This is a genomic window from Neisseria sicca VK64 (genome assembly GCF_000260655.1).
In the GTDB taxonomy this organism is placed as follows: Bacteria; Pseudomonadota; Gammaproteobacteria; order Burkholderiales; family Neisseriaceae; genus Neisseria; species Neisseria sicca_B.
Genome location: NZ_AJMT01000027.1, coordinates 1 through 25,071, shown reverse-complemented (window position 1 = coordinate 25,071; position 25,071 = coordinate 1). Strand labels below are relative to the sequence as shown.

Below are 25,071 nucleotides of genomic sequence, written 5' to 3'. Positions count from 1 at the left end.
CAAGGCGACGAAGCCGCAGACAGTACAGATAGTACGGAACCGATTCACTTGGTGCTTCAGCACCTTAGAGAATCGTTCTCTTTGAGCTAAGGCGAGGCAACGCCGTACTGGTTTAAAGTTAATCCACTATAAAACAGATAAATGATTTTCAGGTTCATCGGTTGCTGTTCTTTGTTCAGCGGTACACAATCACCCGCATTATCCTCGTTCAATTCAGTCGCCCATGACTTCCAAACAAAGCCGCCCACAAAGCCATTATTTTGGCAATTTTCATAAAATTTTCCGAAGATGAGCCTGTTGTATTTTCTGTTTCAACGGGCGTTAGATTAATCAAACCGTGTGACTATACATAACTGTGTGTACGTGCCAAATCCGTTATCAGAAGGGGATTGTCAACACGCATTTTGTCGATTAGTTCTTGGCAGCGGGCGGTTGAAGGATCTTGCCACAGCCAATCCAGCTCGGATTGGGTCAGACCAACCATCTGCAGAAAATCAACTTTGCCATTCGGCGTGTCAATAGCAGGCAGTTTGGGATCAGGGACAAAAGCAATACCGACCAGAGCAGTTTCAGTATCGCTTCGAATGGGACTGTTGGCAGGGATAAAGTGGTAGGGGTCGAACCATTTTTTACTTTCAAAAACATAGCGGCCAAGGTTATTCATCAGGTTGATAGCCCAAAATGGTTCGTGTGGCGTGCCATATTCAGAATCGGGGTCAAGTTTGCAAGGTGTAATACGGAAGGTAAATTCGAAGCCCCACTTGCTGAATTCGGTATCAGCACTTTCCGGAGAAAAGTAAAGCTCGCTCATGCCGTAGGAGATGATGTGGCGGTGTGGTGTTTGTTCTTCGCAATCGTAGATGCTCGTGCCGTCCAGCGGATCTTCCCCGCCCATCCAGTATTTGATGATGCTGCCGTAGTGACGAGGTTCGGTGTCGCCGTAGAGTTTTTCAAGTTCGGCATCGATGGCGTCCCAGCCGACGGATTCGTCTTCGGAGAAGGTCTCGCGGTATTCTTGTTCTGTCATGTTTTATCCTTGTGTAACTCAGATTAAAATGGAGCTTAGAAAGCAGATTCAACGTGATTACAGGATGTTGCAAACACTAGAATAGCCGATTTTCCAGCGATACGCAGTAATCAAATCGACGCTGGGTAAAAATTTCGCGTGGGATATGCTTGGCGTAGGCAAGATTGTAGGTATGTTGAGTGTAATAGGTATCATCAAATCCACAGCCGCGCCCATTGGTGCGAAGCTGCGCAGTTTGCCCGTCGGCTAAAACAAACAGGCGCCTACGAGATTTTCGTCCATCGCGTTTATCGGTGAAGTAAACAGTAAGGCAGTTGTCCTGATAAATAAATCCGAAACCATTATCCAACTCTGCGGGTAAAGTTTGCATTATGTTGAACTTGGGTTCATAGACTAAAAAAGTGACCGAACCATTGTCGGAATGAGATTCCTGATAATGTTGACTGTGGCAACCATATTCACACTCTAAAACAGTATCAGGTAAGGGCAGTAAACGCGGCAGGCGGTTGCGTATGGTCGCAAGTGGCGCGGAACGGCTACGTTTTGTCCATTGTACAGAGACGGTTTGGAGAATAAACATGGGCTTTTTGTTTGGGGGGAAACGTGGTGGAGATTGCTGTACTTTCAGGATGGACAAGGCTATCCCGCAAGGCTGCCGTCCAAAATATCCTGTTCGATTGAAGCGGTCAGTGTGATGCTGTGCCCGTCAAAAATCCAACCATCATCATCAAAGTGAAAATCTAAAAGACCCTGCTCCGACAAGGAAATACTGTCCAATTTCATCAGACGGTAAAAGCCGTCTTCGTCTATTTTTCCTGATAAAACCAGTCGCTCGGCAGTTTCTTTGCCAACGTACTCCGCCATGTCAGTAATCAGACTGCCAAAATCAGTTTCGTCGTAATCATCGTGTGGTGCAAACCAGTTTTGTGCCTTCGTATAAAAATGCTCTTTCAATGCTTTATGAATTGCAATATCCCAGCTTTCAACATGGGACACAATATCTTCCAGTATTTGCCATATATGTTCTACATCTGAATGGTCAAAGGCATCACGATAAATTATTGCTGTGATTTTGCGTCTGCCCCATGGTATGTTTCCCGTATAGGCTTCCCAATCTGATTCCCATTTAAATATACCAAACCGGGGATGTTTGAGGCTTTTCGGAATAGTCATAGGGATTCCTCGTCATGGTTATCAAGCCGCCTGAACCAGCTTTATTGCCGTTTTCAGGCGGCACACTACTTAAGCCAACTTCGCTTTAATCAGTTCCTGCACATGTGCGGGATTCGCTTTGCCTTTGCTGGCTTTCATCACTTGTCCCACAATCGCATTCAGGGCTTTTTCGTTGCCGGATTTAAATTGTTCCACTGCTTTGGCGTTGTTTGCCAGCACTTCGTCCACCATGGCTTCAATCGCGCCGGTATCGGTCATTTGCTGCAAGCCGTGTTTTTCAATGATTTCGGTAATGGAAGCTTCGGGTTCTGCCCACATGGCTTCAAAGGCTTTTTTTGCCAACTTGCTACTTAGAGTGCCGTCAGCAATCTTGCCTACCAGCGCGGCGAGGCGCGGAGCGGTAATCGGGCTGTCGGCAAGTTCCATGCCTTCTTTGTTCAGCGTGGCGGCGAGTTCGCCGTTCATCCAGTTGGCAGTCAGCTTGCCTTGTCCGCTGATTTTGGCGGCTTCTTCAAAATAGGCAGCCTGCACGCGGCTGGCGGTGAGCAGGCGCGCGTCGTAGTCGGACACGCCGTAGTCTGCCACGAAACGCGCTGCCATTTCTTTCGGCAGCTCGGGCATTTCTTCTTTGGCTTTTTGCAACTGGTCGTCTGAAATGATGACTGGCAGTAAATCTGGGTCGGGGAAGTAGCGGTAGTCATGCGCGTCTTCTTTCAAACGCATCACGCGGGTTTCGCCTTTTTCCGGGTCGAACAGCATGGTTGCCTGCTGTACTTTGCCGCCGTCTTCCAAAATCTCGATTTGCGCTTCCACTTCGTAATTAATCGCCTGCTCCAAGAAACGGAAGGAATTGAGGTTTTTAATCTCGCGGCGCGTGCCGAATTCCGCTTGACCTTTCGGACGCACGGATACGTTGGCATCAACGCGGAACGAGCCTTCCGACATATTGCCGTCGCAGATGTCCAGCCATGTGACCAAGCTGTGCAAGGCTTTGGCGTAGGCAACGGCTTCGGCGGCGGAGCGCATTTCAGGTTCGGATACCACTTCCAACAGCGGCGTGCCGGCGCGGTTCAGGTCGATACCGGTTGCGCCGTTCAAGCCTTCATGCACGGATTTCCCCGCATCTTCTTCCATGTGCGCGCGGGTTACGTTGATGGTTTTCACATCGTCGCCGACCACGATTTCCAGCTTGCCGTGTTCGACAATCGGCAAATCCAGCTGGCTGATTTGATAGCCTTTTGGCAAGTCGGGGTAGAAGTAGTTTTTGCGGTCGAACACGTTTTTCTGGTTGATTTTCGCATCTAAAGCCAAGCCTAATTTGATGGCTTTTTCAACGACTTCGCGGTTCATTACCGGCAGCACGCCCGGCAGCGCGCATTCCACCACGCTGGCGTGCGCATTGGGTTCCGCACCGAATGCGGTTGATGCGCCGCTGAAGATTTTGGATTGGGTGTTGAGCTGGACGTGAATTTCCAAGCCGATTACTGTTTCCCAGGTCATAAGGGGTTCTTTCTTTTGATGTCGATAATATAAAGTGGTCAGCCGTTTTCAGACGATCTGTTTGTTTTTCAAATGGCAAAGGTCGTCTGAAAACGCAGAATCAAGTTTTCTGAAAGCAAGCTTGCATCTCGGCCGCCATGTTATCCAGCATTTGGTAACGTTTGCGGTACATTGAACGCTTTTTACTTTCGATTTCCGCCAAGTCTTTTCGCGGCGGGATTTGCGGCAGATGCCAGTAGCCGTCGCTTTCGAGCGTTGCGCCGTTCTCCTGCCAAAACAGGTCGTAATTCATTTTGACCCGTTTCTTCAGCCGCCAGCGCAGTTTGACCTGATGCTCTTGGGCAATGCCGACAACGCCGCCCAAATTGAGCGATGCCGAAAAACATTGCAGGGCGGTTACCATCAGCTGCTGCGGGCGCAGACCGTGGAGTTGTTTGGTCAGGCTGCGTACAAGGTCTTTAGCTTCTTCTCCTGCGGGGCCTTGGATAGAAGCGGCCAGCAATTTGCTGTCAACTAAGGCGAAAGTTGCCATGTAGAGACGTTTTCCTTCGCTGTCGCGCAAGGATAGCGACCACATTCCTTCATCCACGCAATTATCGTTCCGGTTCAGCCATAAAGTCAGGTCGTCTGAAAGATGCGCCAGAACGACATGGAATTTGCGCGTCGTCATATTGGCGAGCGTTTCCTGCCCGAACAGTTTTTCGGCTGTCAGCAGGTCTTCTTTCATGACTTGCAGCCTGCGCCGTTTGTTGAAACGTTGGTCGACAAAGGCGTGTATCAACGGATAGGCATCTTGCGGCCGCCTTTGAAAAAAGGTACGGCGAGGCGTGGAGGCGTTGACAAATGTTTCAAAATCTTTGACTTGTCGCTGTGTAAACAACCTGCGTAAGGAGAATTTCAAATGCTGGATTTGAAATTTTGGTGCATCTTTATATACGGTCTTGAAATCTGGAAAAACAAACTGCTCTGGCATTATACCTTTCCCTCTGCGCAGGTATACACATCAGATTCCGCACCAAATTCGGTCGGTGCGTCGCTGAAGATTTTGGATTGGGGGTTGAACTGGACGTAAATTCTTAAGCTGATTACTGTTTCCCAAGGCATAGTTTAAGTTTCCTTAATACATAGAAACCTGCTTGCATTCAGGATGGCGATGATTGTTTAAAAAGCTTTTTACGCCAAATAGCCAGTAGCAATACATTCACAGCAGCCACAACAGATACGAGGAACAGCCATTCGTAAGAATAAATAACATTAAATAATGTAACAAATGTTTGTTCCAGAGGATGCAACGTCAACTGTCCGTAATATGCCGCTTGATTGCGAGCCGGCATAATAAAACGCATGACTATGTAACCAAGGTTGATAAACAAACTCAAAGGTAGGCAGATAATGCTATTGAGTAATAAATGTTTTCGCCAAAAATGCGGCGTTTTTGAACGTTTACGCCACAAAATGTACGTAACAAGTACAGAAAGGATGAGCCAGTACAGCAGAAATAACACAATGCTTGTAGATATTTCCAGCCCCGTTGTCTGCCATAAACCCCATAAGAATTGCCAAAATTTTGGGGAAAAGTAATCGTAATATTCCATTATTTTAGTAATTTTGTTAGTTTCAGACTGCTAGAAATTAGACGGTTTCTTAATGTTGCCGTTGGGTTTTTATGAGTTTCAAATTCATACCATTTCTCTACTTTGGATTTCATCAATTATAACTAAGCATTGTTGATGACCGCTATTTAACCATACCATCCAAATGTAATAGTGTGGTTGAATACAACCAAAAATGTCGTTTAGCCGTCTAATTCCACTTCATCATAACTACCGTCTAAGTTACCGTCCACATCAATAATATGATGCCAAAAAATGCCGTCGTCGCTAAGTGTAGCGCGGAATTTACCATTGCCATAAAAGTTCAGGGAGAATATCGATACGCGGTGTTTAAGCTCGGTAGCAGTTATTGGCTCGGCAGGCGGTTCGTCCTGTTGCAGTTCTAGTTCGTGTGCAGTACTGAGCATTTCTTGGGCGATGTATTCTTTCAGACTGTCTATGTGTTGTTCGTAGTCGGCAAAGAAGGAGTGGCAGTCCTGCAAGGCAGAGTCGTGTTCGGAAAGTGTGTTACCGTCGGTATGGAGGCTTAGGTTGAGCTCTTCGCCCTGCCATTGGATGGTGGCGGAAAAATGTCCGCTGCCATATTTTTTGTCCAACGTCCATGTCCAGCCGCGTGCGTCGGTGTAGGTTACGGGGCGCAGGTATTCGGCGGCGATGCGGTCGAGTTCGGGGTGGGCGGCGTCTCGTTCGAGGATGCCCACCAGCATGAAGCTGTGGCGGAAGATTTCGGGCAGCCTTTCGGGTTCGATGTGCGGGAAGGCTTCGGCGGTGGCGGGTTTGCGGCGGCGCACGCGCAGGCGGTAGGTGTGTCCGGCTTCAAATTGCCGCAGCTTGGCCGCGGCTTCGTCTTCCGCGTCCGCCCAGTTGATGTCGCACGGTTCGTTGGTGCACGTGCCGGTGGCGCAGTCGGCGTAGGCCAGCCCGTCTTGGCGGGCATAGCGGGTTTTGATGCGCGGGTGCACGGATTCGACCGTGCCGAAATCGGCAGCAGTGAAGAGGATTTCGGTTTCTTCGGGGAAATAGCGGTTGCCGAAGTCTTGGATGGGGTTCATGGTTTTTTTTGCTGAGGTTGTTATTGCAGATGTCGGGTGCGGGTGCCCGGCCTGCAACTCATGGTTTTGGAAGTGCATTGAAGAGCATTGCCCTACCTGAATAATTCCAGTATGTGATATCTTGCTCAATAAATAACCATTTTATACATTCAAGGAGTATTTCTGTTGGTATTCCTGTGTTAAATATGTAATTGTAATTAAATGACTTACAATAAAATATATTTTCAATTTCTCTAAAGAGTTTTATATATTCTATGTAGTTCTCATTCTTTTTATTAAATAAATCATCAATTATATTCTGATGCGTTGGTCGAGTTGTATATCTACCATTAGGATTAAAATTTATACCTTCTACATTTAAGGTAAAATCAAATCCATTATTGAATTGTGCGGGACGTTTTAAATATATTCTATATTTGCCAATAATCTTGATATTATACTCATATCTTGAAGTCTCATTTCCTTTACCAAAACCTGGCATTTCTTTAAGGAATTCTTGGATTACTTCTTGCCGTAATTGGGCACGATTTTCGCTAAATATTTTATTTGTAAAATCTATCGTAGAAATCATAATTTATATTCTCTTCAAAAATTTATTTAAACTCCGGTGCTTTTGTATGCCAATCGCTTGCCAACTGCACTTGATGCGCTGCGCCGAGGATTTTAGCTTCGGAGAAGTAGTTGCCGATAAATTGCACGCCGATGGGCAGTCCGCTGCTACTGAAACCTGCGGGTAGGGTCAGGGCGGGCAATCCTGCCAGATTCACGGCGATGGTGTAGATGTCGGAAAGGTACATCTGCACGGGATCGTGGATGTCGCTGCCGAGTTTCGGGGCGGCGGTGGGCGCAGTCGGGGCGAGGATGAAATCGCATTGCGCGAAGGCCGTCTGAAAATCGTTGGCAACGAGGCGGCGCAGTTTTTGGGCTTTCAGGTAATAGGCATCGTAGTAGCCGTGCGACAACACATAAGTACCGATCATGATGCGGCGTTTGACTTCGCTGCCGAAACCTTCGGCGCGGGTGTTGCTGTACATTTCTTCAAGGTCGTTGAATTTTGCGGCACGGTGACCGTAGCGCACGCCGTCGTAGCGGGAGAGGTTGGTACTGGCTTCGGCGGAAGCGAGGACGTAGTAAGCGGGAATGGATAGGGCGGTTTGGGGCAGGGAAACTTCAATAGTTTCCGCGCCTTGTGCTTTTAAAAGGTCGATGACGCTTTGTAAAGCAGCCTGCACATCGGCATCCGCACCTTCGCCGAAATATTCTTTAGGCAGGCCGATTTTCATGCCTTTGAGCGGTTTGTCCAAATCGCGGGTGTAGTCTTCTTTGCTGCGTTCCAAGCTGGTGGAATCGCGCTCGTCAAAGCTCGCCATTGCATTGAGCAAAATCGCGCAGTCTTCGGCGGTTTGCGCCATCGGACCGGCTTGGTCGAAACTGGAGGCGTAGGCAACCATGCCAAAGCGGGAAACCGTGCCGTAGGTAGGTTTGATGCCGGTGATGCCGCAGTGTGAAGCAGGCTGGCGGATAGAACCGCCGGTGTCTGAACCGAGCGCGGCAGGAGCAAGACGTGCGGCAACAACGGCTGCGGAACCGCCGGACGAACCGCCTGGGACGTGCTCAAGATTCCACGGGTTTTTGGTCGCGCCGTAGAACGAGGTTTCGTTGGTCGAGCCCATGGCAAACTCGTCCATATTGGTACGACCGAGCGTTACCATACCTTCATTAAGCAGGTTTTGTACGACGGTAGCCGTGTAGGGGGAGACAAAGTTGTCCAACATTTTGGAGCTGCACGCGCTGCGCCAGCCTGTTTGGCAGAAAATGTCTTTGTAGGCGATGGGTACGCCGGTAAGCGCGGTGGCGTTGCCTTGAGCGATACAAGCATCGGCGGCACGGGCTTCGGCGAGGGTTTTGTCTTGGTCGAGAGTAATGTAGCCGTTGATTGCCGGGTTCTGCGCAGCAATGGCGGCGAGATATTCGGTTGCCAGTTCGACGGCGGAGATTTGCTTGGATTGCAGCAGTTGGCTGGCTTGTTTGAGGGTGTATTGGGTCATAAGAGTCTTTTAGTTTAAATAAGCGGGATTTTAAAGGGTTTAATGGTGTAGGCTGATTTCAGGGTCGTCTGAAAATATCAACCTATCAATTTTTGGTAAGTATCCGGTTGGTTGAGCTGAGTGGTGGAACGGTAAAGCAGTGATTGTTCGTCATTTTCATCATAATCATCAATATAAAACGCAAACAGCAATATACCGTTTTCAGCACGATTGCCGAACAGACCTTCTTGGTCGCATTGTTGCAGTGCGGCTATCAGGGCGGTTTCGTATTCGGCACGTTTTTGCTGATAAGCATCATCATCTAGGTTCTCTATGCTGAGGTATGCAGCTTGGTAGAGCTCGCTTTGGTTTTCCAGCCAGTTATCTGAAACGTTCTGAGGCTCGGTTTCACTGTCATAAAGGGTACATCTGCCATCCCAAATCGCCTGCAAAATGGTGCAATTTTCATATTCGTCTGCGTGTTCGACGGTAAAAGCAGCCAAATCCTGATAGGTAATGGCGGCATTGCCTGCGGCGAAAAAGTCGTCTACCAGATAGAAATAATATGCGGCAACTTCTTTACCTGCCTGTTCGGCCTGTTTCTTGATACGGTTGAAACATTGGTGGATGTGGCTAACGGCAACTGTGTGAAGGTGTTGTTGCTCGGTGGACATGGGATTCCTTTGCTTCGTACTTTTTGTCTATTCTATTCGTATGCGAAACAGAACTGTTTTGTAACCGTACTTGTTCTTTCAGACGACCTTCTTTTGGAAGGCTTAGTTTTTATCGGGCAAAATATTGGCATCTGACAATATTTGATTTAAGTGTTCAAATGCAGCCTGCCATGGGTTGCCAATATATGAAGAGTAGCCGTCGTCGTAGGTATTTGCCGTTATTTCCACGAGAAAACGGACTGTATTCAACAAAGCGCGTTGTTGAGCAGCGTTGAGCAGCAGTTCATCGGTGTAATAGCTGTTCTCCAATGCATAAGCCAATGTATCGGCAACCATACCGTCAGGGTCTTGTAATGCCCAAAGCAAGTAATATGGCAGGGCGAAATGCCTGCCTATACTATCCATAAATGTGATGGCAGAACAGGGATTAAAACGTGGGATTTCTCCTACGCGGTGTCCTTGAAAAAGGACATTTTCCCAATAATCCCGTTCATCTTCAGCGCGATAGCAGCAACGTTTCGGATTATTGGCATCCATCCAGTTATCCACGCAGTCGGCTTCCAATATCCCGATTCCGTTCTTTAGTTGGGTATCGGCAAATGCGTGGCAGACTTGCTCGGCGATTTCTTCATATGCTTTATTCCACTGTTGAGCATATTCCCGCAGGTAGCTCAGTATCTTGATGAGTCGCTTGGGAGACATTGTGCATACAGGCTCGGCACGCTGATGTTTCATAGTTAGGTCGTCTGAAAATGGTTCACCTGTGCAACAGCAAAACGTTGTAAGTCATCTGCCATTTGTTGATTGATCTCAGACAAAGTACCAGCAAAACACCAACCGCGTAGCTGTGCCAATATGTCAAGTCTCTGCATGGCAAGTAGGGTAAGTTGCTGCAATTCAGGTTTCAGACGACCTGTAATTTTAATGCTGCCGAATGTAGCAGCAATAATCACTCTATCGGATTGGTAAACTTCGGTTTCCTGTTGTTTACACAGTTCTTCAATGCTTTTGGCAGTTTGGTCTGCTTGAGGCGGCAGGTAATCCATACCCCAATATTCACAAATCAATTTCTGAGGGAAAGCCAATACATCCAGATCGGTATTTTTGCGGAAGGCTTGTGCAAGCTCATACAACGAATCACTGCCTTCATCACTGCCAAACGGAGCCTCTTCGTCACCGCAGTCATAATAGAAATTATCGGTTAAGTATCGGACGAAGTGTGGATGCGAGGTTTTGCGATGTGGACCGAAATCTTCATCGTCAAAATAAAAGCGGTCGATGAAATTAAAATCGGGAGCAGGTTTGTAGCCTTTTTTGGTCTTTTGCGTAATGAGCTTGTCAGCAGCTTTTTGACACTCGACTTCATCGTCGTATTCGGTAATTTGGTAACGTCCGGTTGCACCAAGTTTGCCGAAATTGACCATGATGTCGCTACCATCGGAATCGATAATCCAAAATTTCTGGGACTTGTCGTCAGTATAAATGAAGGCTTGTTTCACAGAAATTCCTTTTCAGGTCGTCTGAAACTGCAAATATTTAAACTAGGTAAAACAACTTACATTTTTATTTTACGCGGCTGCAAACGGTTTCCACCATTTTGTCACTGTGCATTGTTTCGCTGGAATCTTCCTTTTTCAGCTGCTCAATGGCTTCTTGCGGCATTTTGTCGGGACTATTGTAATTGTGAACGTCGATACGCTCTTCAAGTTGTCCGTTTTTGTCAAACAGGGCAATCGCGCTCATAACAGATTGTTTGGGTTCTTGGCAATGTACCCAATCTAAAATCAGCATATGGGCATGTTTGCCTGAACCCGCAGATTGATGCCGTGTAATGGTTGAATACCAACCATTACCGAGATTTTTGATACTGTTCGGATAGAGTGATGCACTGTATTTCCCATCAGGTGTTTCGTAGTCATACAAATGCACGGCTTGCTCGGAATGAACAACAGGCAATACAGAGGATTTAGGGTTGTTGTCATCCTTAGGCATAGCGTAGGCGTTAACCGTGAGTACGCCAAGTAATAATGTGGTCAAAAATTTATTCATTATTGGTTTTCCTAAAGGATAAATTCCATCTATTCTTCAATTACCTGAGGCACGATATACAGGCGGTTGCGCACTTCGGGTGCGACGGCTTGATATTCGGCGGCATGGTCGGTTTCGGTAACTTTATCTTCGCGCAGGCGCAGGGCGGCTTCGTGGGGGTGTGCCATCGGCTCGATACCCTCTGTATTCACGCTCTGCATCTTTTCGACCATGGCGAAAATGTCGTTCAATTCTGAGAGGGTTTTGCCTTTTTCTTCTTCGGTCAGCGAAAGGCGTGAGAGTTTGGCGATTTTTTCCACATCGGTTAAGCTTAAAGCCATAAAAAATCCTTGTCTGATAGCAAACGCCCCTTTATTGGGGTATCATTGCGTTCTTCTTCGATGAAACGAGGAATTATAACCGAAAACTACTCAAACGGCGTGTGATTTCGCCATACGTTTCATACGGGGAGTGGGGAGGTCGTCTGAAAAGGCGTTGTTTCCATGTTTTTAATATTTTGAATAACAATTAAATAAAATCGGTGCTGGGCCGATATTCAGGTATTTTATGTTTCGTTTTTTATCCCGTTTTTTCTCAAACGATATCGCCATTGACTTGGGTACGGCGAACACGTTGATTTATGTGCGTGGTAAAGGCATTGTTTTGGACGAGCCGTCTGTGGTGGCGGTTCAATCGGGTACGGGCGGTAAAAGCAAGATTGTCGCCGTGGGTACGGAAGCCAAGAAAATGCAAGGGCGCGCGCCGCGCAATATTGAAATCGTCCGTCCTATGCGGGATGGGGTGATTGCTGATTTTACGATTGCCGAGCGTATGCTGGGTATGTTGATTAAAAAGGCGACACAGGGCAATTCGGTTGTGCCGCCGCGCGTTGTGATCTGCGTGCCTGGCGGGGCAACCCAAGTGGAACGCAAGGCGATTTTGGATTCCGCGTTCGCCGCAGGTGCATCTTCCGTACATTTGATTGAGGAGCCTATGGCGGCTGCTTTGGGTGCGGGTTTGCCGATTGAGGATACTGCCGGTTCGATGGTAGTGGATATCGGCGGTGGCACAACGGAAATCGGCATTTTGTCGTTGGGCGGTATGGCTTATTCCGCCTCTGTCCGTGCGGCAGGCGATGAGTTTGATAAGAGCATCGTGCATTATCTGCGCCGTCATCGCGGTGTGTTGATTGGTGAAGCAACGGCTGAGGAATTGAAGAAAACAATCGGTTCCGCCTCCGGCTTTGCAACCGAAACCGCCATGCGGATTAAAGGTCGCGATTTGGCGGAAGGTACGCCCAAATCGATTGCCATTACTTCGGAAGAAGTGCGCGAGGCTTTGAGCGAAACGGTTAATCAGATTATCCGCGCCGTGCGCCTTGCATTGGAACAGGCTCCGCCTGAGTTGGCTGGTGATATTGCCGACAGGGGTATTATGCTGACAGGCGGCGGCGCACTGTTGCACGGTATGGATACGGTTTTGGCGGATGCGACGGGGCTGCCTGTCGGTATTGCCGACCAGCCTTTGAACTGTGTGGCCTATGGTGCGGGCAAAGCCTTGGATTATATCGGCAAATGGAATGCCGTCTTTGTGGATAACCCGTAAGGCAGGCTGAAATGGAACATTCTTCTTTACGGTTTGACGAGGCAAAGGGCCAAAAGCTGTTGCCTCGTTTTATTGCGTATCTTTTGCTGGGTGCCGGCATTATGGTGGCGGACGGCCGTTTCAACCTGATGCAGCCCGTGCGCACTGCGGCGGCGGAGATTCTTTATCCGGTGCAATGGCTGGCAAACCAGCCGGTCCGTCTCTATCAATATTTTTCCAACCAATCTCAATCACAAACCGAGCTGTTGGAACAAAACCGTCTCCTTTTGGAGGAAAACGGTCGTTTGAAAATCCAGCTTCAACGCGATAAGGTCAACCTGAGCGAATTGCAGGAGCTGAAAAAGCTATACGGCTTGCAGCAAAAAGGCATCAGCAATGTCATCGGTGCTGAGGTATTGTCCAGTGGCAAAGACCCGCTGTCCGAACGTTTGATTATCAATAAAGGCAGTGGCGAAGGGGTGGTGGCAGGCGATGCCGTTATCGACCAAAACGGCTTAATCGGGCGGATTACATTGGTTCACGCAAACAGCGCGGAAGTCGAGCTGATGGCGGCTGCACAAAGTATCGTCCCTGTTGCCGTTGAGCGGACGGGCGAACGCAATCTCGCCTACGGCAACGGCGTGGGCTTGGATTTGCGCTATTTCCCGACGGGATCGGATTTGAAGCCGCAGGATGTTTTGATTACTTCCGGCTTGGACGGCATTTATCCGGCAGGCATTCCCGTAGCCCGCGTGGATAAAGTCGTCCGCGCTTCAGGTACGCCTTATTACGACACAGAACTGACCCCGTTTGCCGCCTTGCGCCGCAGCCGCTTTGTTTTGGTTCTGTCTTCTTCCCATTCTTCCCAATAAATCATTCATGAACGATTTTGACGATTCCTACCGTGCCATGCCCGTCGGCGTGATTGCGGCAAGTTTTGCCGTAACCATGCTTGTCGATTTCATGCCTTTCCCCTTTGATGTGTTTTTTTGGCTGCCCGAACTGACTGCGCTGATGCTGCTTTATTGGTCTATGCATCATCCCCAACGCGTCGGCATGGGCATTGCGTTTTTGCTCGGCTTGATAGTCGATGCCGCAACGGCAGCGACTTTGGGGCTGCACGCATTGTCTTATACGGTCATGGTGTATTTCATCTTGAACACGCGCCGTCAAATCATGCTCTACGGCCACATCATGCAGATAGGGGCGGTATTGGCAGCATTGTTCTGCCATCAGGCGGTCTTGGTGGCGGCGCGCCTGTTCCTCAACAACCAAATCATCACTTGGCAAAGTTTCATCGCGCCTTTGGCAGGCGCGCTGCTTTGGCCTTTCTTGAGCCAGTTGATGCTGGTACTGACCAATTTTTATCGCGCCAACAGATAACGTGAAACCATGTCCATACTGAATACTATGAAACGTCGTCTGAAAAATGGCGGTAGCGGTAAAACACAGACTGCAAAGGCGGCGCAAGCCGATTCTTTATTGCGTCTGCTGGTGGCGTTTATCCTGATTGTGGTTTTGTTTGCCGCATTGGTGGCACGGTTTGTCTATTTGCAGGTGTTCCGGCATGACGATTTTTCCGGGCAGGCATCCAGCAACCGCATCACATTAATTCCGACCCCGCCTGTCCGCGGCGAAATCGTAGATGTCAATGGCGTACCGCTGGCAAAAAACTATCCCGTGTTCTCTCTGGAAGTCATCCCCAGCCGCATTGAGGGCAAGATGGAGGATGTCATCGAAGCCCTGCGGAAGTATGTCGATATTACGCCTACCGATTTGAAGCGTTTCCACAAATACCGCGAAAGCTACCGCAAATTTGAAAACATCCCGCTCAAGCTGCGCCTGACAGATGAAGAAGCGGCGAAATTGTCCGTGCATCTTAATGAATTTAAAGGCGTAGAAGTCAATTCGCGCACTTTCCGCGAGTATCCTTATGGCAAGCTGACTTCACACTTTTTAGGCTACATCGGCCGCATCAGCGACAAAGATCAGGAAATTTTGGAAGAAGAGGGCTTGACTGCGCTCTATCGCGGCAGCACGCACATCGGCAAATCGGGGCTGGAAAAATTTTACGAACCACAGCTTCATGGTGCGCCCGGCTATCAAGAAGTGGAAAAAGACGCTTACGGCAATATTGTTCGCGTCTTGAAAAACGTGCCGTCGCGCATGGGGCAAACTTTGCGTTTGGGCATGGACATCCGTATGCAACAAGAGGCGGACAAAATATTGGGAGACAGACGCGGAGCAATTGTCGCCATCAATCCGCAAGACGGTACGGTATTGGCTTTCGTTTCCAAGCCTTCTTTCGATCCCAACCTCTTTATCGACGGCATCGACAGCGAAACTTGGAAAGCCTTGAATGATGACTGGAAAAAGCCGTTGGTCAACCGCGTAACGCAAGGTTTGTACCCACCGGGCTCGACGTTTAAGCCGTTTATGGGCATGGCTTTGCTGGAAAGCGGCAAAATTACCCAAACGACGGTCGTGCCTGCACCCGGTGCATGGAGCATTCCCGGCAGCCGCCACGTTTTCCGAGATTCCGTACGCAGCGGTCACGGTTCGGCAAATTTGAGCAAAGCGATACAGGTGTCGTCCGATACCTTTTTCTACCGCTTGGGCTACGAAATGGGCATAGACAAAGCATCGCCATATTTAGCGCAATTCGGGTTCGGTAAAAAAACCGGCATCGACCTGCCCAGCGAATATACGGGCGTTTTGCCTAGCCGCGAATGGAAGGCGAAACGCTTTGCCAAATCGTCCGATCCTACCGCCAAAGAATGGCGCGCAGGCGAGATGGTCTCGGTCAGCATCGGGCAGGGTTACAACGCCTACACCCCGCTGCAAATGGCACACGCCACCGCTTCGCTTGCCAATAACGGCGTGGTTTATCAACCGCATTTGGTGAAAGAATTGTTGGATTTCGACAAACGCAAAATCACGCGTATCAATCCCAATCCCGAATACAAAATCCCGTTCAAACAAGACAATTTCGAATACGTCAAACAGGCAATGGAGAAAGTCTTGAAACCGGGCGGTACGGCACACCGCATCGGCGGCGGTTTGGCTTACAGCATGGGCGGCAAAACGGGCACGGCGCAGGTTGTGCAAATCAAGCAGGGCGGTCGTTACAACGCCGCAGCCTTGCGCGAGCAACACCGCGACCATGCGTGGTTTATTTCGTTCGCTCCCTTGGAAAAACCTGAAATCGCCATTGCCGTGATTCTGGAAAACGGCGGCTGGGGTGCCTACGCCGCACCGCTTGCCCGCAGCCTGACCGATTTTTATATGCTCAACGTCAAGCCGCAGCAGTTTTCAGACGACCCCGACGCAGGCGGAATGCCCGAACCGCAACAACACCGCACACAACCCCAACCGCCGACCATATTCCAAAAAGCCTACGGTCTGAAACAGGAGGAAGCAAATCATGAATGAAACGGTCGGAATGTGGGCAAAAATCAAGCGCACCGTATCTGCTCCGATAGACCCGTGGCTGTTTTTCCCCATGCTCGCCATCTACATCATGAGCCTGTTTTTGCTCTATTCAGCGGACGGGCAGGATTTCGGCCAGCTTGAACACAAAACCCTGCATACGGTTTTCGGCTTCGCCCTGCTGTGGTTTGTCGCCTCGTTCAAGCCGCGTGATGCCGCAAAGGTTGCGCTGCCGATGTACCTGATTGGCGTGTTGCTGCTTGTCGCCGTCGAAGTCGCAGGCGTGACCGTCAATGGCTCTACACGCTGGTTGGAACTGGGGTTCACGCGCATCCAGCCGTCCGAAATCATGAAAATCGTCCTGCCCATGACCGTCGCTTGGTACTTCCAACGGCACGAAGGTCGTCTGAAATGGTTTCACTACATCATCGCCATGCTTTTAATCCTCATCCCCGTTGCGCTGATTTTGAAACAGCCCGACTTGGGTACGGCAGTTTTGATTATGGCATCGGGTATTTTCATCGTCTTTTTCGCAGGCCTGCCGTGGAAAGTCATCTTTGCCGCCATCATTGCCTTTGTTGCCGCATTGCCGCTTTTGTGGAACTACGGGATGCACGACTATCAGAAAACCCGCGTTCTGACGCTGTTTGACCCGACGCAGGACCCTTTGGGCGCAGGCTACCACATCATCCAGGCCATGATTGCCATCGGTTCGGGCGGCGTTTGGGGAAAAGGCTGGCTCAACGGCACACAAACGCATTTGGATTACATTCCCGAGTCCACGACCGACTTCATTTTTGCCGTGTATGGCGAAGAATTCGGTTTGATCGGCAACATCTTGCTGCTGCTGGTTTATTTCGTTATTCTGACGCGCGGACTGCTGATTGCCGCCAAAGCCCAATCGCTTTACAGCCGCACGCTCGCCGGCGCATTAACCATGACCTTTTTCTGCTACGCCTTTGTGAACATGGGCATGGTCAGCGGCATTTTGCCCGTTGTCGGTGTTCCCCTGCCGTTGGTCAGCTATGGCGGCACTGCGACGCTCTCCATCATGACCGTACTTGCGCTGCTGATGGGTATTTCCAGCGAACACAAAACCAAACGCCGCTACGAATTCAATGACAAAGCGGACGTAAACGTCTCTACAAAAAACCAATAAGGGAATAAAAAATGGAATTAGGTGTAGAAATCGGCAAACTTTTGGTTGCCTTCCTTGTACTGATCAACCCGTTCAGCGCGCTCTCGATTTACCTTGATTTGACGCAGGATCACAGCACCAAAGAAAAACGCCGCATCGCCCGCACTGCCGCGCTCGCCGTCTTTATCGTTATTGCCGTCTTCACCTTGACGGGCGGGGTGTTGTTGAAAATCTTAGGCATCAGCGTCGGCTCTTTCCAAGTCGGCGGCGGTATTTTGGTATTGCTTATCGCCATCTCCATGATGAACGGCAACGATAACCCTGCCAAACAAAATATCGGTGGAGACAAGGAAGAGGGCGTTGTACCACACATCCAGAAAAACGCCAAAGCCATCGCCGTTGTTCCCGTCGCTATTCCCATCACCATCGGTCCGGGCGGTATCTCTACCGTGATCATCTACGCCTCAGCCGCCAAAAATTACAGCGATATTGCTTTGATCCTTACCGCAGGCTTCCTCGTCAGCCTGATTTGCTACGCCATCCTCATCGTCGCAGGGCGAATCAGCAAAAAACTGGGTACGACAGGGTTGACTATCCTCAACCGCATCATGGGCATGATGCTTGCCGCCGTCTCCGTAGAAATCATCGTTGCCGGATTGAAATCTATTTTTCCGCAACTGGCAGGCTAGTTTAGCGGATTGTATAGAAGGCAAACTGTCCATCTTTATTAAGGAAAAAGGTCGTCTGAGACTAGGTTTCAGACGACCTTTAGTCTATAGCGCAAATATCTATCCAAAATACAATTGTCAAAGCTATGTCACTATTTATGGTGAATTAACTTTAAAGCAGTACGGCGTTATCTCGCCTTAGCTCAAAGAGAACGATTCTCTAAGGTGCTGAAGCACCAAGTGAATCGGTTTCTTACTATCTGTACTGTCTGCGGCTTCGTCGCCTTGTCCTGATTTAAATTTAACCCACTATATTGAGGGATTTGTTTTCAGACGACCTTGGCAACAACAAAGAAGCAATCGCGCCTGCAATTGCACCCATTATTCCAACTCCGGTGTACATTTGCCAATCCAATGTCGTTGAACGCTGATATATCAGCATCAATATCCTTTCAGATGCCGCAATCGTAAGTACCACACCTGCCGCTGAAAGCAATGCAAACAACAGCGTTCCTGCTACACTGCGCCGCAAGCACAAACGTTTCGCGACAAGGGTGCATAGCAGCATGGCGGGCAGTGCATGGGAAGCGAAAATCAAAACACTGCTCAATATCTCTAAAACGGACGGATTTCCTTTATCTAAAACATACATGTAAAGCAATAATAAAAACAAGAGTGTTTGTACGCCAAATGCAACCAGCAGCATAGCGGCAGATTTCCAATATGCTTTAATTTTAGGCTGATTCATCATATTCCTTTTTTAATATAGTCATAGTGCAATGTGATTAATTTATCGATTCTAGTTTGAATCTGCTTATTCGCCAATATCGCACATGGATAAATTTGTTCCGCTTGTTAGAGGTCGTCTGAAAATTTGGTTTCCATCAATAGAAATGGGAAATTCAGTTTATTTCATGAATAAGAAGCTAAAAAATTTTGCCCTGAGTTTTTAAAAGCGTTACACTCCATGCGGCATCGAGAGTAGGGTGGTAATCTTACGATTTTATGGGCTGCCAAAATTGTTCAAGTATTTGAATGATTTCACCCTTTGAGGCAAATAACATCGATGCCAACTTATCTAACCATGCCGCTGCCGTCATTGCGCCGGCAGTCAGGCAGTCAGCGTCATTGCGCCGCTGTAAACACGAAAGAACACACTATGACCATCTCTCCCGTCGCCTTGCGCCGTAAGACCGAGCGCAAGCCGCATCCGACCGCGCGTTATTGGAAAAAATGCGATGTCGAAGCCCTGTTCGGGCTGCCTTTCCTCGACCTCGTTTATCAAGCTGCCGAAATCCACCGCCAAAATTTCAATCCGCGCGAAATCCAGCTTTCCACGTTGTTGTCCATCAAAACCGGCGGTTGTCCCGAAGACTGCGCCTACTGCCCGCAATCAGCGCACCACAACACCAATCTGGGCAAAGAGCAGATGATGGATGTAGATGAAATCGTTGAAAAAGCCAAAATCGCCAAATCGCGCGGCGCAAGCCGTTTCTGCATGGGTGCGGCATGGCGCGGCCCCAAACCCAAAGACGTGGAGACGGTTTCCGCAATCATCAAAGCCGTCAAAGGATTGGGCATGGAAACCTGCGGCACGTTCGGTATGCTCGAAGACGGTATGGCGGAAGACTTCAAAAAAGCAGGTTTGGACTATTACAACCACAACCTTGATACCGATCCCGACCGCTATAATGACATCATTCATACCCGCAAACACGAAGACCGCATGGATACCTTAGGCAAAGTCCGCAACGCCGGTTTGAAAGTCTGCTGCGGCGGCATCGTCGGCATGAACGAAACCCGCGCCGAGCGTGCCGGACTGATTGCCAGCCTCGCCAACCTCGACCCTCAGCCCGAAAGCGTGCCGATTAACCAGTTGGTCAAAGTGGAAGGCACGCCGCTGGCCGATGCCGAAGATTTGGACTGGACGGAGTTCGTCCGTACCATCGCCGTGGCGCGGATTACCATGCCGCACAGCTACGTCCGCCTGTCGGCAGGGCGCAGCAATATGCCCGAATCCATGCAGGCAATGTGTTTCATGGCGGGCGCGAACTCGATTTTCTACGGCGACAAGCTCTTAACCACCGAAAACTCCGACGAAGACGGCGACCGCCTGCTGATGGAAAAGCTGGATTTGTATCCGCTGCGGTTCGAGTTGGAAGAATACGAAGCGGCGCAGGAAACGCCCAAGATTAAGGTGGATTATTAATCGTTCTTGCCTAAATTTCCGATAAACAAGGTCGTCTGAAAACTGTGTTTACAAAGCCAATGCTTCAAACACGGTTTCAGACGACCTTTATCCTTGAAAACTCTTTTTATAGTGGATTAAATTTAAATCAGGACAAGGCGATGAAGCCGCAGACAGTACAGATAGTACGGAACCGATTCACTTGGTGCTTCAGCACCTTAGAGAATTGTTCTCTTTGAGCTAAGGCGAGGCAACGCCGTACTGGTTTAAAGTTAATCTACTATATATCCTAGATATGCCTATTAAGTTATAAAAAACTGCACATGATCAAGCTGGATTTGGTATCCGGCTTACTAATGTGCAGTTTATGATTTTCAGACGACCTTTGCCGTTTAGATGGCAAATATACGTCTTTATCGATTTTCAGCTTTACGCTTTTTCTTTTTGGCGCATTTTTTCCGCCATCATTTCATGCAGCGTTTTCTTGGCAGGTTTCATCGGAACGCGGTTGTCCGTCCAGCCCATTTGCTTGCTCGGCGTCAATGCACGGAATTTGGTGGCCGCCCAACCGAAGGCGCGGTAAGCTTTGCTGCCGCTGAAAATGCCGTTGAATGTGCGCCATGCCATTTGTTCGCCGAAGGTATGCGATGCGCCTTGTCCGCGGATAGGATGCGGTACGACTTCGGACGGTGAACGTTGCGCTTCAACGCGCAGACGCTGCATTTGCTCGGTAATCGGGATACGCACCGGACAAACTTCTACACACGCACCACACATGGTACAGGCGGTCGGCAGGTCGCGGGTGGCATCCAGACCTAACAGGTGCGGAGAAATAATCTCGCCGATAGGGCCGGGATAGGTTGTGCCGTATGCTGCGCCACCAATACGGGTATAAACCGGACAATGGTTCATACACGCGCCACAACGGATACATTGCAAGGTGCGGCGCATTTGGTCTTCGGCATAGGCTTGGCTGCGGCCGTTGTCGAGCAGAACCAAGTGCATTTCCTGCGGACCGTCCAGCTCTTCACTGCGGCGCGGACCGGTAATCATATTGAAATAGGTGGTAATGTTCTGACCGATGGCGGAACGCGGCAGCAGGCTGTACAAAGGTGGAACGTCCGACAGCTTGGCCACAACTTTTTCAATACCGGTAATGGCGATATGCACGGGCGGTACGGTAGTACTCAAGCGACCGTTGCCTTCGTTTTCCACCAGACACAGTGTACCTGTTTCAGCAACAGCAAAGTTTACGCCGCTCAAACCGACATCGGCAGTGCTGTAAATATCGCGCAGGGCTTTGCGGGCGAAGCCGGTCAGTTGGTCTACGTCGTCCGTTAAGGGAGTTCCAAGATTTTGGTGGAAAAGTTCGCTAACCTGTTCTTTGGTTTTGTGAATGGCGGGCATCACAATATGGGTCGGTTTTTCGCCTGCCATTTGAACGATAAACTCGCCCAAGTCGCTTTCCACCGCTTTAATGCCTTTTGCTTCAAGATAATGGTTCAGCTCGATTTCCTCGCTGACCATCGATTTGCCTTTGACCATCAGCTTACCGTTTTTGGCAGTAATGATGTCGTGGATGATTTCGCAGGCTTCGGCCGGCGTTTCCGCCCAGTGTACTTTCACGCCCAGCTTAGTCAGGTTTTCTTCCAATTGCTCCAGCAGGGCGGGCAATTTAGACAATGAACGCTGACGGACGTGTTCGCACAAATCACGCAGGTTTTGCAACTCTTCTTCGTCGGACAAAACGGCTTTGCGCTTGGTCATCAGCATATCCATCGCGGTACGCAGACTCTTACGCAAAGGCTTGTCTTGAAGGGAAATTGCGGCGTTTTGTTTGAAAGTTTCCGGCTTCATGTGGAACTTGATGGTTTGCGTAGTCATGCGTTTTCCTCCAAATCGGCAGGGGAGATGTGGTCAGGCAGGATGGCGAGGATGACCAAATCACGCGGACCGTGTGCGCCGTAAGCAAGCGTCAACTGGATGTCTGCGGTTTTGGACGGGCCGGAAATCAGGAAAACATTGGTCGGCATACCGTTTCCCACCAGTTTTTCGCCTTCGACGGCGTTGTGAAATTCGTTATACATTTTCGCCGTATCAAACAGGCAGAAATGCACGGGCGGAACGAGGCTTAAAGTACGCGGCTCTTCAGGGCTGGAAAACAGCATCAGCGTACCAGTGCGGGCGATGCCGCATTGCGAGCCGCTAAAGCCTGCATCGATGTTCGCGAAGAACTCGGTTTTCCAAGTATCGATTTCGCGTTCGAAAGCAATCGGTTCGATATTGCTGCCCACCAGCGCGGCACGGGCAATTTGTCCGTGTTCGGTCGCTAACGGCAGCAGGATGTTTTTCAAACCTTTGCCTTCGGCAGCTTGACGGAATACTTGCGGCCAGCCGGTTTTGGTCACCCAATAAATTTCGGTTTTGACGGCGCGCATAGCGGCAGCCCAATGTTTCAGACGCTCAACCTCGCTGTCCCAAGAAACACCCATTTCGCGGTAATAATCAAAAACCGCAGGCTCTTCCATCGGCAATGCGTCGGCTTTTTTCAGTTTTGCCAAAATATTTTCGCGCGCGCTCATGCTTTGCCTCCGGTACGTTCCAACAAGAAGGATGCGATGTGTTTCGGACGCGGCATATTCGGCTCGTCCTTAGCGATTTTGCCGCCGATGTTCATCATGCAGCCGCAGTCCGCGCTGATGATTTCGGTCGCACCGGTTTCTTTCAGCGCGGCAACTTTGTCGGTTACCATCGCACCGGAAATATCGGCTTGTTTGACGGAGAATGTACCGCCGAAGCCGCAGCATTCGCTTTCATGGTCGTGAACGATACGTTCAACGTTTTCCATGCCGTCAATCAACTGCCAGCCTGAAATATGGACGTTCATTTCGCGGCGGGCGGCGCAGGAAGTGTGGACGGCAACTTTGACCGGCTCGCCTTTGTCTTCAGGCTTGTAGCCGATGGCAAGCAAGAAATGAGTAAACTCAATGATGCGGTTGGCACAATCAACCGCTTTGGATTCGTATTCTGTATTTTTAAACAGGGTAGGCCAGTGATGTTTCATCATGCCGCCGCACGAGCCGGACGGTACAACGATCGGCCAGTTTTCAGGGAAAAGGTCAAGTTGCGCTTTAGCGACATCAAACGCCTCGGTCGGATGACCGGAAGAGTAGGCGGGTTGGCCGCAACAGCTTTGCGCCATCGGGTAATGAACCCGTATGCCTTGCTGCTCGATTAAAGTAATGGCATCCATGCCTGCTTCGGGCATGAAAAGATCGAGGACGCAGGTGCCGAAGAAATAAACATCCGTCGGCTTGCTGTCGAATTTAGTGATTTTGGGTGGGGTGATTGCGCTCATTTTTTCGTTAACGGGAGTACCCGTTTTTCTTTGTATAAATAGACGGCTACTTTAAGTAATTGCATGTAGGCGGTCAAGTATAATTTTAAAAAATAATATTGGAAACGATTGATGGGTCGTCTGAAATACTGATTCCACAAATATAAATATATATATGCGAATAAATATCATTATATTTAAAAGCTAACTCATTTATTAATGAATAAATGAATCAATCCATATGAATGCAAGGGTATTCAACAAATACGATTGCACCCGGGTTTCAAATAGTTTTATAGAAAAATAGGGGAGGGTAGTTAATGGGACTGGGAAGAAGAAGGGTTTTTGGATGTATTAATTTTTGCTGCAACCCATAACGCGACACCTGAACCCAGCATATCCGCAATGCCGTCGCCAATAGAGCCTTCGCGTGTTGTGGTAAACGTAGCTTGTGCCCATTCACTTCCAACAGCAAACAGAAGTGCGAATATCAACAAACCGAGATACGGAATTTTTGCTTTTTCGTGAATATAAGATTTTGCCAATAACCAAATCTGGGCAAAAAACAAAGTGAAGTGGGCTACTTTGTCGAAATTGGGAAACGGTGGCGGCGTATTGCCAGATTCCTTGAAAATCAAAGAATAGATACCGGCCACAAACCAAACGATAGCCAACAGGCTGAATTTATTGATGTAAAACTTCATTTTTGTTCCTCATCCAACCAAGTTTGGCAGATAGCTGCAAGGCGGATGAATTTGTTGCCGCGTCCGTTTAATATGTCGCGCCATTGTTCAACTTCCTCTGTTGTCGGTGCATCATCTATACTGCATTCGTACAGCAGGAAATCAAGGGTTTCTTCCACTACGCCGATGGGTTCATTCTGGATTAATTCTAAAATCTGAGACATATAGGGGATTTTTCAAAAGAGGAGGGCGGATAATGATGTACACAACAATAGCATTTACTTGCTGTGTAGGAAACGTGTAGCTTCTTCCCATTCGCCCGCCATTATTTTCGGCATCGCTTTTAATGATTTGGCAATTGCCTCGTCAATCTGTTGGCGGTGTTCTGCGCTTGGCTTGTTCAATACATAAGCGACAACGAGGTTACGGTCACCCGGATGATCTATACCCAAACGCAAACGGTAATAGTCAGGTGTACCAAGACGGGCTTGGATATCTTTCAAGCCGTTATGCCCCCCATTTCCGCCGCCAAGTTTAAATTTGATACGACCGCAAGGAATATCCAATTCGTCATGCACAACCAGTATCTCTTCGGGCTTGATTTTGTAAAACTGCGCGAGTGCGGCAACAGACTGGCCGGAACGGTTCATAAAAGTCATGGGTTTAAGCAGCCACACATCGCCATCAGGCAGATTCGCCCGCGCCACCTCACCAAAAAATTTTTTCTCTTCTTTAAATGATACTTTCCACTGCCACGCAAGTTCGTCTAAGAACCAAAATCCTGCATTATGGCGGGTTTGTTCGTATTCGCCCCCGGGATTTCCCAGTCCGACGATCATTTTGATTTTATTCGACATAATTATTTCTCAATACCGCAGAAAATGCGGTCAATTTCGATAAAAGGTCGTCTGAAAATGGTTTCAGACGACCCAAGTTAACTATCAATCCTG

General features: G+C 49.0%; 28 protein-coding genes and 1 pseudogene. 7 read left to right on the top strand and 22 right to left on the bottom strand.

From position 1 onward, the window contains the following. Window positions 1-343: 343 nt before the first annotated feature. From HMPREF1051_RS02020 to gatC, 14 genes are all read right to left on the bottom strand, one after another. Window positions 344-1,027, bottom strand: a complete 684-nt coding sequence (locus tag HMPREF1051_RS02020) for a suppressor of fused domain protein (protein ID WP_003763671.1) — start codon at window positions 1,025-1,027, stop codon at window positions 344-346. A 76-nt stretch (window positions 1,028-1,103) separates the two neighbouring features. Next, on the bottom strand, window positions 1,104-1,607 hold the full coding sequence (locus HMPREF1051_RS02015; protein ID WP_003763628.1) for a hypothetical protein: 504 nt from the start codon (window positions 1,605-1,607) through the stop codon (window positions 1,104-1,106). Between the two features lie 59 nt (window positions 1,608-1,666). Continuing rightward, window positions 1,667-2,200, bottom strand: coding sequence for a DUF2262 domain-containing protein (locus tag HMPREF1051_RS02010; protein WP_003763667.1), 534 nt, complete (start codon window positions 2,198-2,200; stop codon window positions 1,667-1,669). A gap of 69 nt (window positions 2,201-2,269) precedes the next feature. After that, window positions 2,270-3,700, bottom strand: coding sequence for an Asp-tRNA(Asn)/Glu-tRNA(Gln) amidotransferase subunit GatB (gatB, locus tag HMPREF1051_RS02005; RefSeq protein WP_003763619.1), 1,431 nt, complete (start codon window positions 3,698-3,700; stop codon window positions 2,270-2,272). A 100-nt stretch (window positions 3,701-3,800) separates the two neighbouring features. Then, complete coding sequence (locus tag HMPREF1051_RS02000) at window positions 3,801-4,673, bottom strand: VirK/YbjX family protein (protein WP_003763663.1); 873 nt, start codon at window positions 4,671-4,673, stop codon at window positions 3,801-3,803. 169 nt (window positions 4,674-4,842) lie between these two features. Beyond that, window positions 4,843-5,295 (bottom strand): hypothetical protein, encoded by a 453-nt coding sequence (locus HMPREF1051_RS01990; protein ID WP_036491244.1) that lies wholly within the window; start codon window positions 5,293-5,295, stop codon window positions 4,843-4,845. A 200-nt stretch (window positions 5,296-5,495) separates the two neighbouring features. After that, window positions 5,496-6,365, bottom strand: a complete 870-nt coding sequence (locus HMPREF1051_RS01985) for a DUF2262 domain-containing protein (protein ID WP_003763650.1) — start codon at window positions 6,363-6,365, stop codon at window positions 5,496-5,498. A 58-nt stretch (window positions 6,366-6,423) separates the two neighbouring features. Next, window positions 6,424-6,936, bottom strand: a complete 513-nt coding sequence (locus HMPREF1051_RS01980) for a hypothetical protein (RefSeq protein ID WP_050901431.1) — start codon at window positions 6,934-6,936, stop codon at window positions 6,424-6,426. Between the two features lie 22 nt (window positions 6,937-6,958). After that, window positions 6,959-8,413, bottom strand: coding sequence for an Asp-tRNA(Asn)/Glu-tRNA(Gln) amidotransferase subunit GatA (gene gatA, locus HMPREF1051_RS01975; protein WP_003763647.1), 1,455 nt, complete (start codon window positions 8,411-8,413; stop codon window positions 6,959-6,961). 77 nt (window positions 8,414-8,490) lie between these two features. Beyond that, window positions 8,491-9,066: a DUF4303 domain-containing protein gene (locus tag HMPREF1051_RS01970; RefSeq protein ID WP_003763632.1), complete on the bottom strand. Its 576-nt coding sequence runs from the start codon at window positions 9,064-9,066 to the stop codon at window positions 8,491-8,493. Between the two features lie 102 nt (window positions 9,067-9,168). Then, the gene (locus HMPREF1051_RS01965; RefSeq protein WP_003763624.1) at window positions 9,169-9,801 is read right to left on the bottom strand and encodes a DUF6714 family protein; all 633 of its coding nucleotides are present in this window, start codon (window positions 9,799-9,801) and stop codon (window positions 9,169-9,171) included. A gap of 2 nt (window positions 9,802-9,803) precedes the next feature. Beyond that, the gene (locus tag HMPREF1051_RS14755) at window positions 9,804-10,565 is read right to left on the bottom strand and encodes a WGR domain-containing protein (RefSeq protein WP_003763677.1); all 762 of its coding nucleotides are present in this window, start codon (window positions 10,563-10,565) and stop codon (window positions 9,804-9,806) included. Window positions 10,566-10,629: 64 nt separating this feature from the next. Beyond that, window positions 10,630-11,115 carry a hypothetical protein gene (locus HMPREF1051_RS01955; RefSeq protein ID WP_003763615.1) on the bottom strand — a complete coding sequence of 162 codons (486 nt, stop codon included), beginning with the start codon at window positions 11,113-11,115 and terminating at the stop codon, window positions 10,630-10,632. Window positions 11,116-11,144: 29 nt separating this feature from the next. Then, entirely contained in the window at window positions 11,145-11,435 is a 291-nt protein-coding gene (gene gatC, locus HMPREF1051_RS01950; protein WP_003763641.1) for an Asp-tRNA(Asn)/Glu-tRNA(Gln) amidotransferase subunit GatC, read from the bottom strand. A 226-nt stretch (window positions 11,436-11,661) separates the two neighbouring features. On the opposite strand from gatC, the gene HMPREF1051_RS01945 reads away from it, so the two are divergent. Genes HMPREF1051_RS01945 through HMPREF1051_RS01920 form a run of 6 tightly spaced genes read left to right on the top strand, consistent with a single transcriptional unit; the run spans window position 11,662 to window position 17,934 of the window. Beyond that, complete coding sequence (locus tag HMPREF1051_RS01945; RefSeq protein ID WP_003763611.1) at window positions 11,662-12,699, top strand: rod shape-determining protein; 1,038 nt, start codon at window positions 11,662-11,664, stop codon at window positions 12,697-12,699. An 11-nt stretch (window positions 12,700-12,710) separates the two neighbouring features. Further along, window positions 12,711-13,550 (top strand): rod shape-determining protein MreC, encoded by an 840-nt coding sequence (gene mreC, locus HMPREF1051_RS01940; RefSeq protein WP_003763657.1) that lies wholly within the window; start codon window positions 12,711-12,713, stop codon window positions 13,548-13,550. Between the two features lie 7 nt (window positions 13,551-13,557). Then, window positions 13,558-14,061 carry a rod shape-determining protein MreD gene (mreD, locus tag HMPREF1051_RS01935; RefSeq protein ID WP_003763660.1) on the top strand — a complete coding sequence of 168 codons (504 nt, stop codon included), beginning with the start codon at window positions 13,558-13,560 and terminating at the stop codon, window positions 14,059-14,061. 9 nt (window positions 14,062-14,070) lie between these two features. Beyond that, on the top strand, window positions 14,071-16,110 hold the full coding sequence (mrdA, locus tag HMPREF1051_RS01930; RefSeq protein WP_082144094.1) for a penicillin-binding protein 2: 2,040 nt from the start codon (window positions 14,071-14,073) through the stop codon (window positions 16,108-16,110). After that, complete coding sequence (gene rodA / locus HMPREF1051_RS01925) at window positions 16,103-17,266, top strand: rod shape-determining protein RodA (RefSeq protein ID WP_003763617.1); 1,164 nt, start codon at window positions 16,103-16,105, stop codon at window positions 17,264-17,266. The genes mrdA and rodA overlap by 8 nt, the downstream gene beginning before the upstream one ends. An 11-nt stretch (window positions 17,267-17,277) precedes the next feature. Continuing rightward, the gene (locus HMPREF1051_RS01920; protein ID WP_003763675.1) at window positions 17,278-17,934 is read left to right on the top strand and encodes a MarC family protein; all 657 of its coding nucleotides are present in this window, start codon (window positions 17,278-17,280) and stop codon (window positions 17,932-17,934) included. 230 nt (window positions 17,935-18,164) lie between these two features. Here HMPREF1051_RS01920 and HMPREF1051_RS15020 read toward each other — a convergent pair. Both HMPREF1051_RS15020 and HMPREF1051_RS01915 read right to left on the bottom strand, forming a co-directional pair. Then, window positions 18,165-18,230 (bottom strand): annotated as a pseudogene (locus HMPREF1051_RS15020) (transposase); the annotation flags it as partial. Further along, window positions 18,215-18,661, bottom strand: coding sequence for a hypothetical protein (locus HMPREF1051_RS01915; RefSeq protein WP_003763673.1), 447 nt, complete (start codon window positions 18,659-18,661; stop codon window positions 18,215-18,217). The pseudogene HMPREF1051_RS15020 and the gene HMPREF1051_RS01915, both read right to left, overlap by 16 nt. A gap of 411 nt (window positions 18,662-19,072) precedes the next feature. Here HMPREF1051_RS01915 and bioB point away from each other — a divergent pair, with 411 nt between their 5' ends. Then, entirely contained in the window at window positions 19,073-20,122 is a 1,050-nt protein-coding gene (gene bioB / locus HMPREF1051_RS01910; RefSeq protein ID WP_003763613.1) for a biotin synthase BioB, read from the top strand. 408 nt (window positions 20,123-20,530) lie between these two features. On the opposite strand, the gene HMPREF1051_RS01905 is transcribed toward bioB, so the two are convergent. The 6 genes from HMPREF1051_RS01905 to pth form a co-directional block, all read right to left on the bottom strand. After that, the gene (locus tag HMPREF1051_RS01905; protein ID WP_003763621.1) at window positions 20,531-21,985 is read right to left on the bottom strand and encodes a LutB/LldF family L-lactate oxidation iron-sulfur protein; all 1,455 of its coding nucleotides are present in this window, start codon (window positions 21,983-21,985) and stop codon (window positions 20,531-20,533) included. Further along, window positions 21,982-22,683 carry a LutC/YkgG family protein gene (locus HMPREF1051_RS01900; protein WP_003763683.1) on the bottom strand — a complete coding sequence of 234 codons (702 nt, stop codon included), beginning with the start codon at window positions 22,681-22,683 and terminating at the stop codon, window positions 21,982-21,984. Before HMPREF1051_RS01900 ends, HMPREF1051_RS01905 begins: the two co-directional genes overlap by 4 nt. Then, window positions 22,680-23,459, bottom strand: coding sequence for a (Fe-S)-binding protein (locus tag HMPREF1051_RS01895; RefSeq protein ID WP_003763626.1), 780 nt, complete (start codon window positions 23,457-23,459; stop codon window positions 22,680-22,682). Before HMPREF1051_RS01895 ends, HMPREF1051_RS01900 begins: the two co-directional genes overlap by 4 nt. Window positions 23,460-23,755: 296 nt before the next feature. After that, on the bottom strand, window positions 23,756-24,142 hold the full coding sequence (locus HMPREF1051_RS01890) for a VanZ family protein (protein ID WP_003763643.1): 387 nt from the start codon (window positions 24,140-24,142) through the stop codon (window positions 23,756-23,758). Next, window positions 24,139-24,345: a hypothetical protein gene (locus HMPREF1051_RS01885; protein WP_003763661.1), complete on the bottom strand. Its 207-nt coding sequence runs from the start codon at window positions 24,343-24,345 to the stop codon at window positions 24,139-24,141. Before HMPREF1051_RS01885 ends, HMPREF1051_RS01890 begins: the two co-directional genes overlap by 4 nt. A 54-nt stretch (window positions 24,346-24,399) precedes the next feature. Then, a complete protein-coding gene (pth, locus tag HMPREF1051_RS01880; protein WP_009312935.1) occupies window positions 24,400-24,978 on the bottom strand; it encodes an aminoacyl-tRNA hydrolase in 579 nt (192 codons plus the stop codon). Window positions 24,979-25,071 lie beyond the last annotated feature (93 nt).

Excerpts from the sequence above, each read along its gene's own strand:
- HMPREF1051_RS02020 (WP_003763671.1), bottom strand. The coding sequence starts at position 1,027 with ATGACAGAACAAGAATACCGCGAGACCTTCTCCGAAGACGAATCCGTC.
- HMPREF1051_RS02015 (WP_003763628.1), bottom strand. The coding sequence starts at position 1,607 with ATGTTTATTCTCCAAACCGTCTCTGTACAATGGACAAAACGTAGCCGT.
- HMPREF1051_RS02010 (WP_003763667.1), bottom strand. The coding sequence starts at position 2,200 with ATGACTATTCCGAAAAGCCTCAAACATCCCCGGTTTGGTATATTTAAA.
- gatB (WP_003763619.1), bottom strand. The coding sequence starts at position 3,700 with ATGACCTGGGAAACAGTAATCGGCTTGGAAATTCACGTCCAGCTCAAC.
- HMPREF1051_RS02000 (WP_003763663.1), bottom strand. The coding sequence starts at position 4,673 with ATGCCAGAGCAGTTTGTTTTTCCAGATTTCAAGACCGTATATAAAGAT.
- HMPREF1051_RS01990 (WP_036491244.1), bottom strand. The coding sequence starts at position 5,295 with ATGGAATATTACGATTACTTTTCCCCAAAATTTTGGCAATTCTTATGG.
- HMPREF1051_RS01985 (WP_003763650.1), bottom strand. The coding sequence starts at position 6,365 with ATGAACCCCATCCAAGACTTCGGCAACCGCTATTTCCCCGAAGAAACC.
- HMPREF1051_RS01980 (WP_050901431.1), bottom strand. The coding sequence starts at position 6,936 with ATGATTTCTACGATAGATTTTACAAATAAAATATTTAGCGAAAATCGT.
- gatA (WP_003763647.1), bottom strand. The coding sequence starts at position 8,413 with ATGACCCAATACACCCTCAAACAAGCCAGCCAACTGCTGCAATCCAAG.
- HMPREF1051_RS01970 (WP_003763632.1), bottom strand. The coding sequence starts at position 9,066 with ATGTCCACCGAGCAACAACACCTTCACACAGTTGCCGTTAGCCACATC.
- HMPREF1051_RS01965 (WP_003763624.1), bottom strand. The coding sequence starts at position 9,801 with ATGAAACATCAGCGTGCCGAGCCTGTATGCACAATGTCTCCCAAGCGA.
- HMPREF1051_RS01955 (WP_003763615.1), bottom strand. The coding sequence starts at position 11,115 with ATGAATAAATTTTTGACCACATTATTACTTGGCGTACTCACGGTTAAC.
- gatC (WP_003763641.1), bottom strand. The coding sequence starts at position 11,435 with ATGGCTTTAAGCTTAACCGATGTGGAAAAAATCGCCAAACTCTCACGC.
- HMPREF1051_RS01945 (WP_003763611.1), top strand. The coding sequence starts at position 11,662 with ATGTTTCGTTTTTTATCCCGTTTTTTCTCAAACGATATCGCCATTGAC.
- mreC (WP_003763657.1), top strand. The coding sequence starts at position 12,711 with ATGGAACATTCTTCTTTACGGTTTGACGAGGCAAAGGGCCAAAAGCTG.
- mreD (WP_003763660.1), top strand. The coding sequence starts at position 13,558 with ATGAACGATTTTGACGATTCCTACCGTGCCATGCCCGTCGGCGTGATT.
- mrdA (WP_082144094.1), top strand. The coding sequence starts at position 14,071 with ATGTCCATACTGAATACTATGAAACGTCGTCTGAAAAATGGCGGTAGC.
- rodA (WP_003763617.1), top strand. The coding sequence starts at position 16,103 with ATGAATGAAACGGTCGGAATGTGGGCAAAAATCAAGCGCACCGTATCT.
- HMPREF1051_RS01920 (WP_003763675.1), top strand. The coding sequence starts at position 17,278 with ATGGAATTAGGTGTAGAAATCGGCAAACTTTTGGTTGCCTTCCTTGTA.
- HMPREF1051_RS01915 (WP_003763673.1), bottom strand. The coding sequence starts at position 18,661 with ATGAATCAGCCTAAAATTAAAGCATATTGGAAATCTGCCGCTATGCTG.
- bioB (WP_003763613.1), top strand. The coding sequence starts at position 19,073 with ATGACCATCTCTCCCGTCGCCTTGCGCCGTAAGACCGAGCGCAAGCCG.
- HMPREF1051_RS01905 (WP_003763621.1), bottom strand. The coding sequence starts at position 21,985 with ATGACTACGCAAACCATCAAGTTCCACATGAAGCCGGAAACTTTCAAA.
- HMPREF1051_RS01900 (WP_003763683.1), bottom strand. The coding sequence starts at position 22,683 with ATGAGCGCGCGCGAAAATATTTTGGCAAAACTGAAAAAAGCCGACGCA.
- HMPREF1051_RS01895 (WP_003763626.1), bottom strand. The coding sequence starts at position 23,459 with ATGAGCGCAATCACCCCACCCAAAATCACTAAATTCGACAGCAAGCCG.
- HMPREF1051_RS01890 (WP_003763643.1), bottom strand. The coding sequence starts at position 24,142 with ATGAAGTTTTACATCAATAAATTCAGCCTGTTGGCTATCGTTTGGTTT.
- HMPREF1051_RS01885 (WP_003763661.1), bottom strand. The coding sequence starts at position 24,345 with ATGTCTCAGATTTTAGAATTAATCCAGAATGAACCCATCGGCGTAGTG.
- pth (WP_009312935.1), bottom strand. The coding sequence starts at position 24,978 with ATGTCGAATAAAATCAAAATGATCGTCGGACTGGGAAATCCCGGGGGC.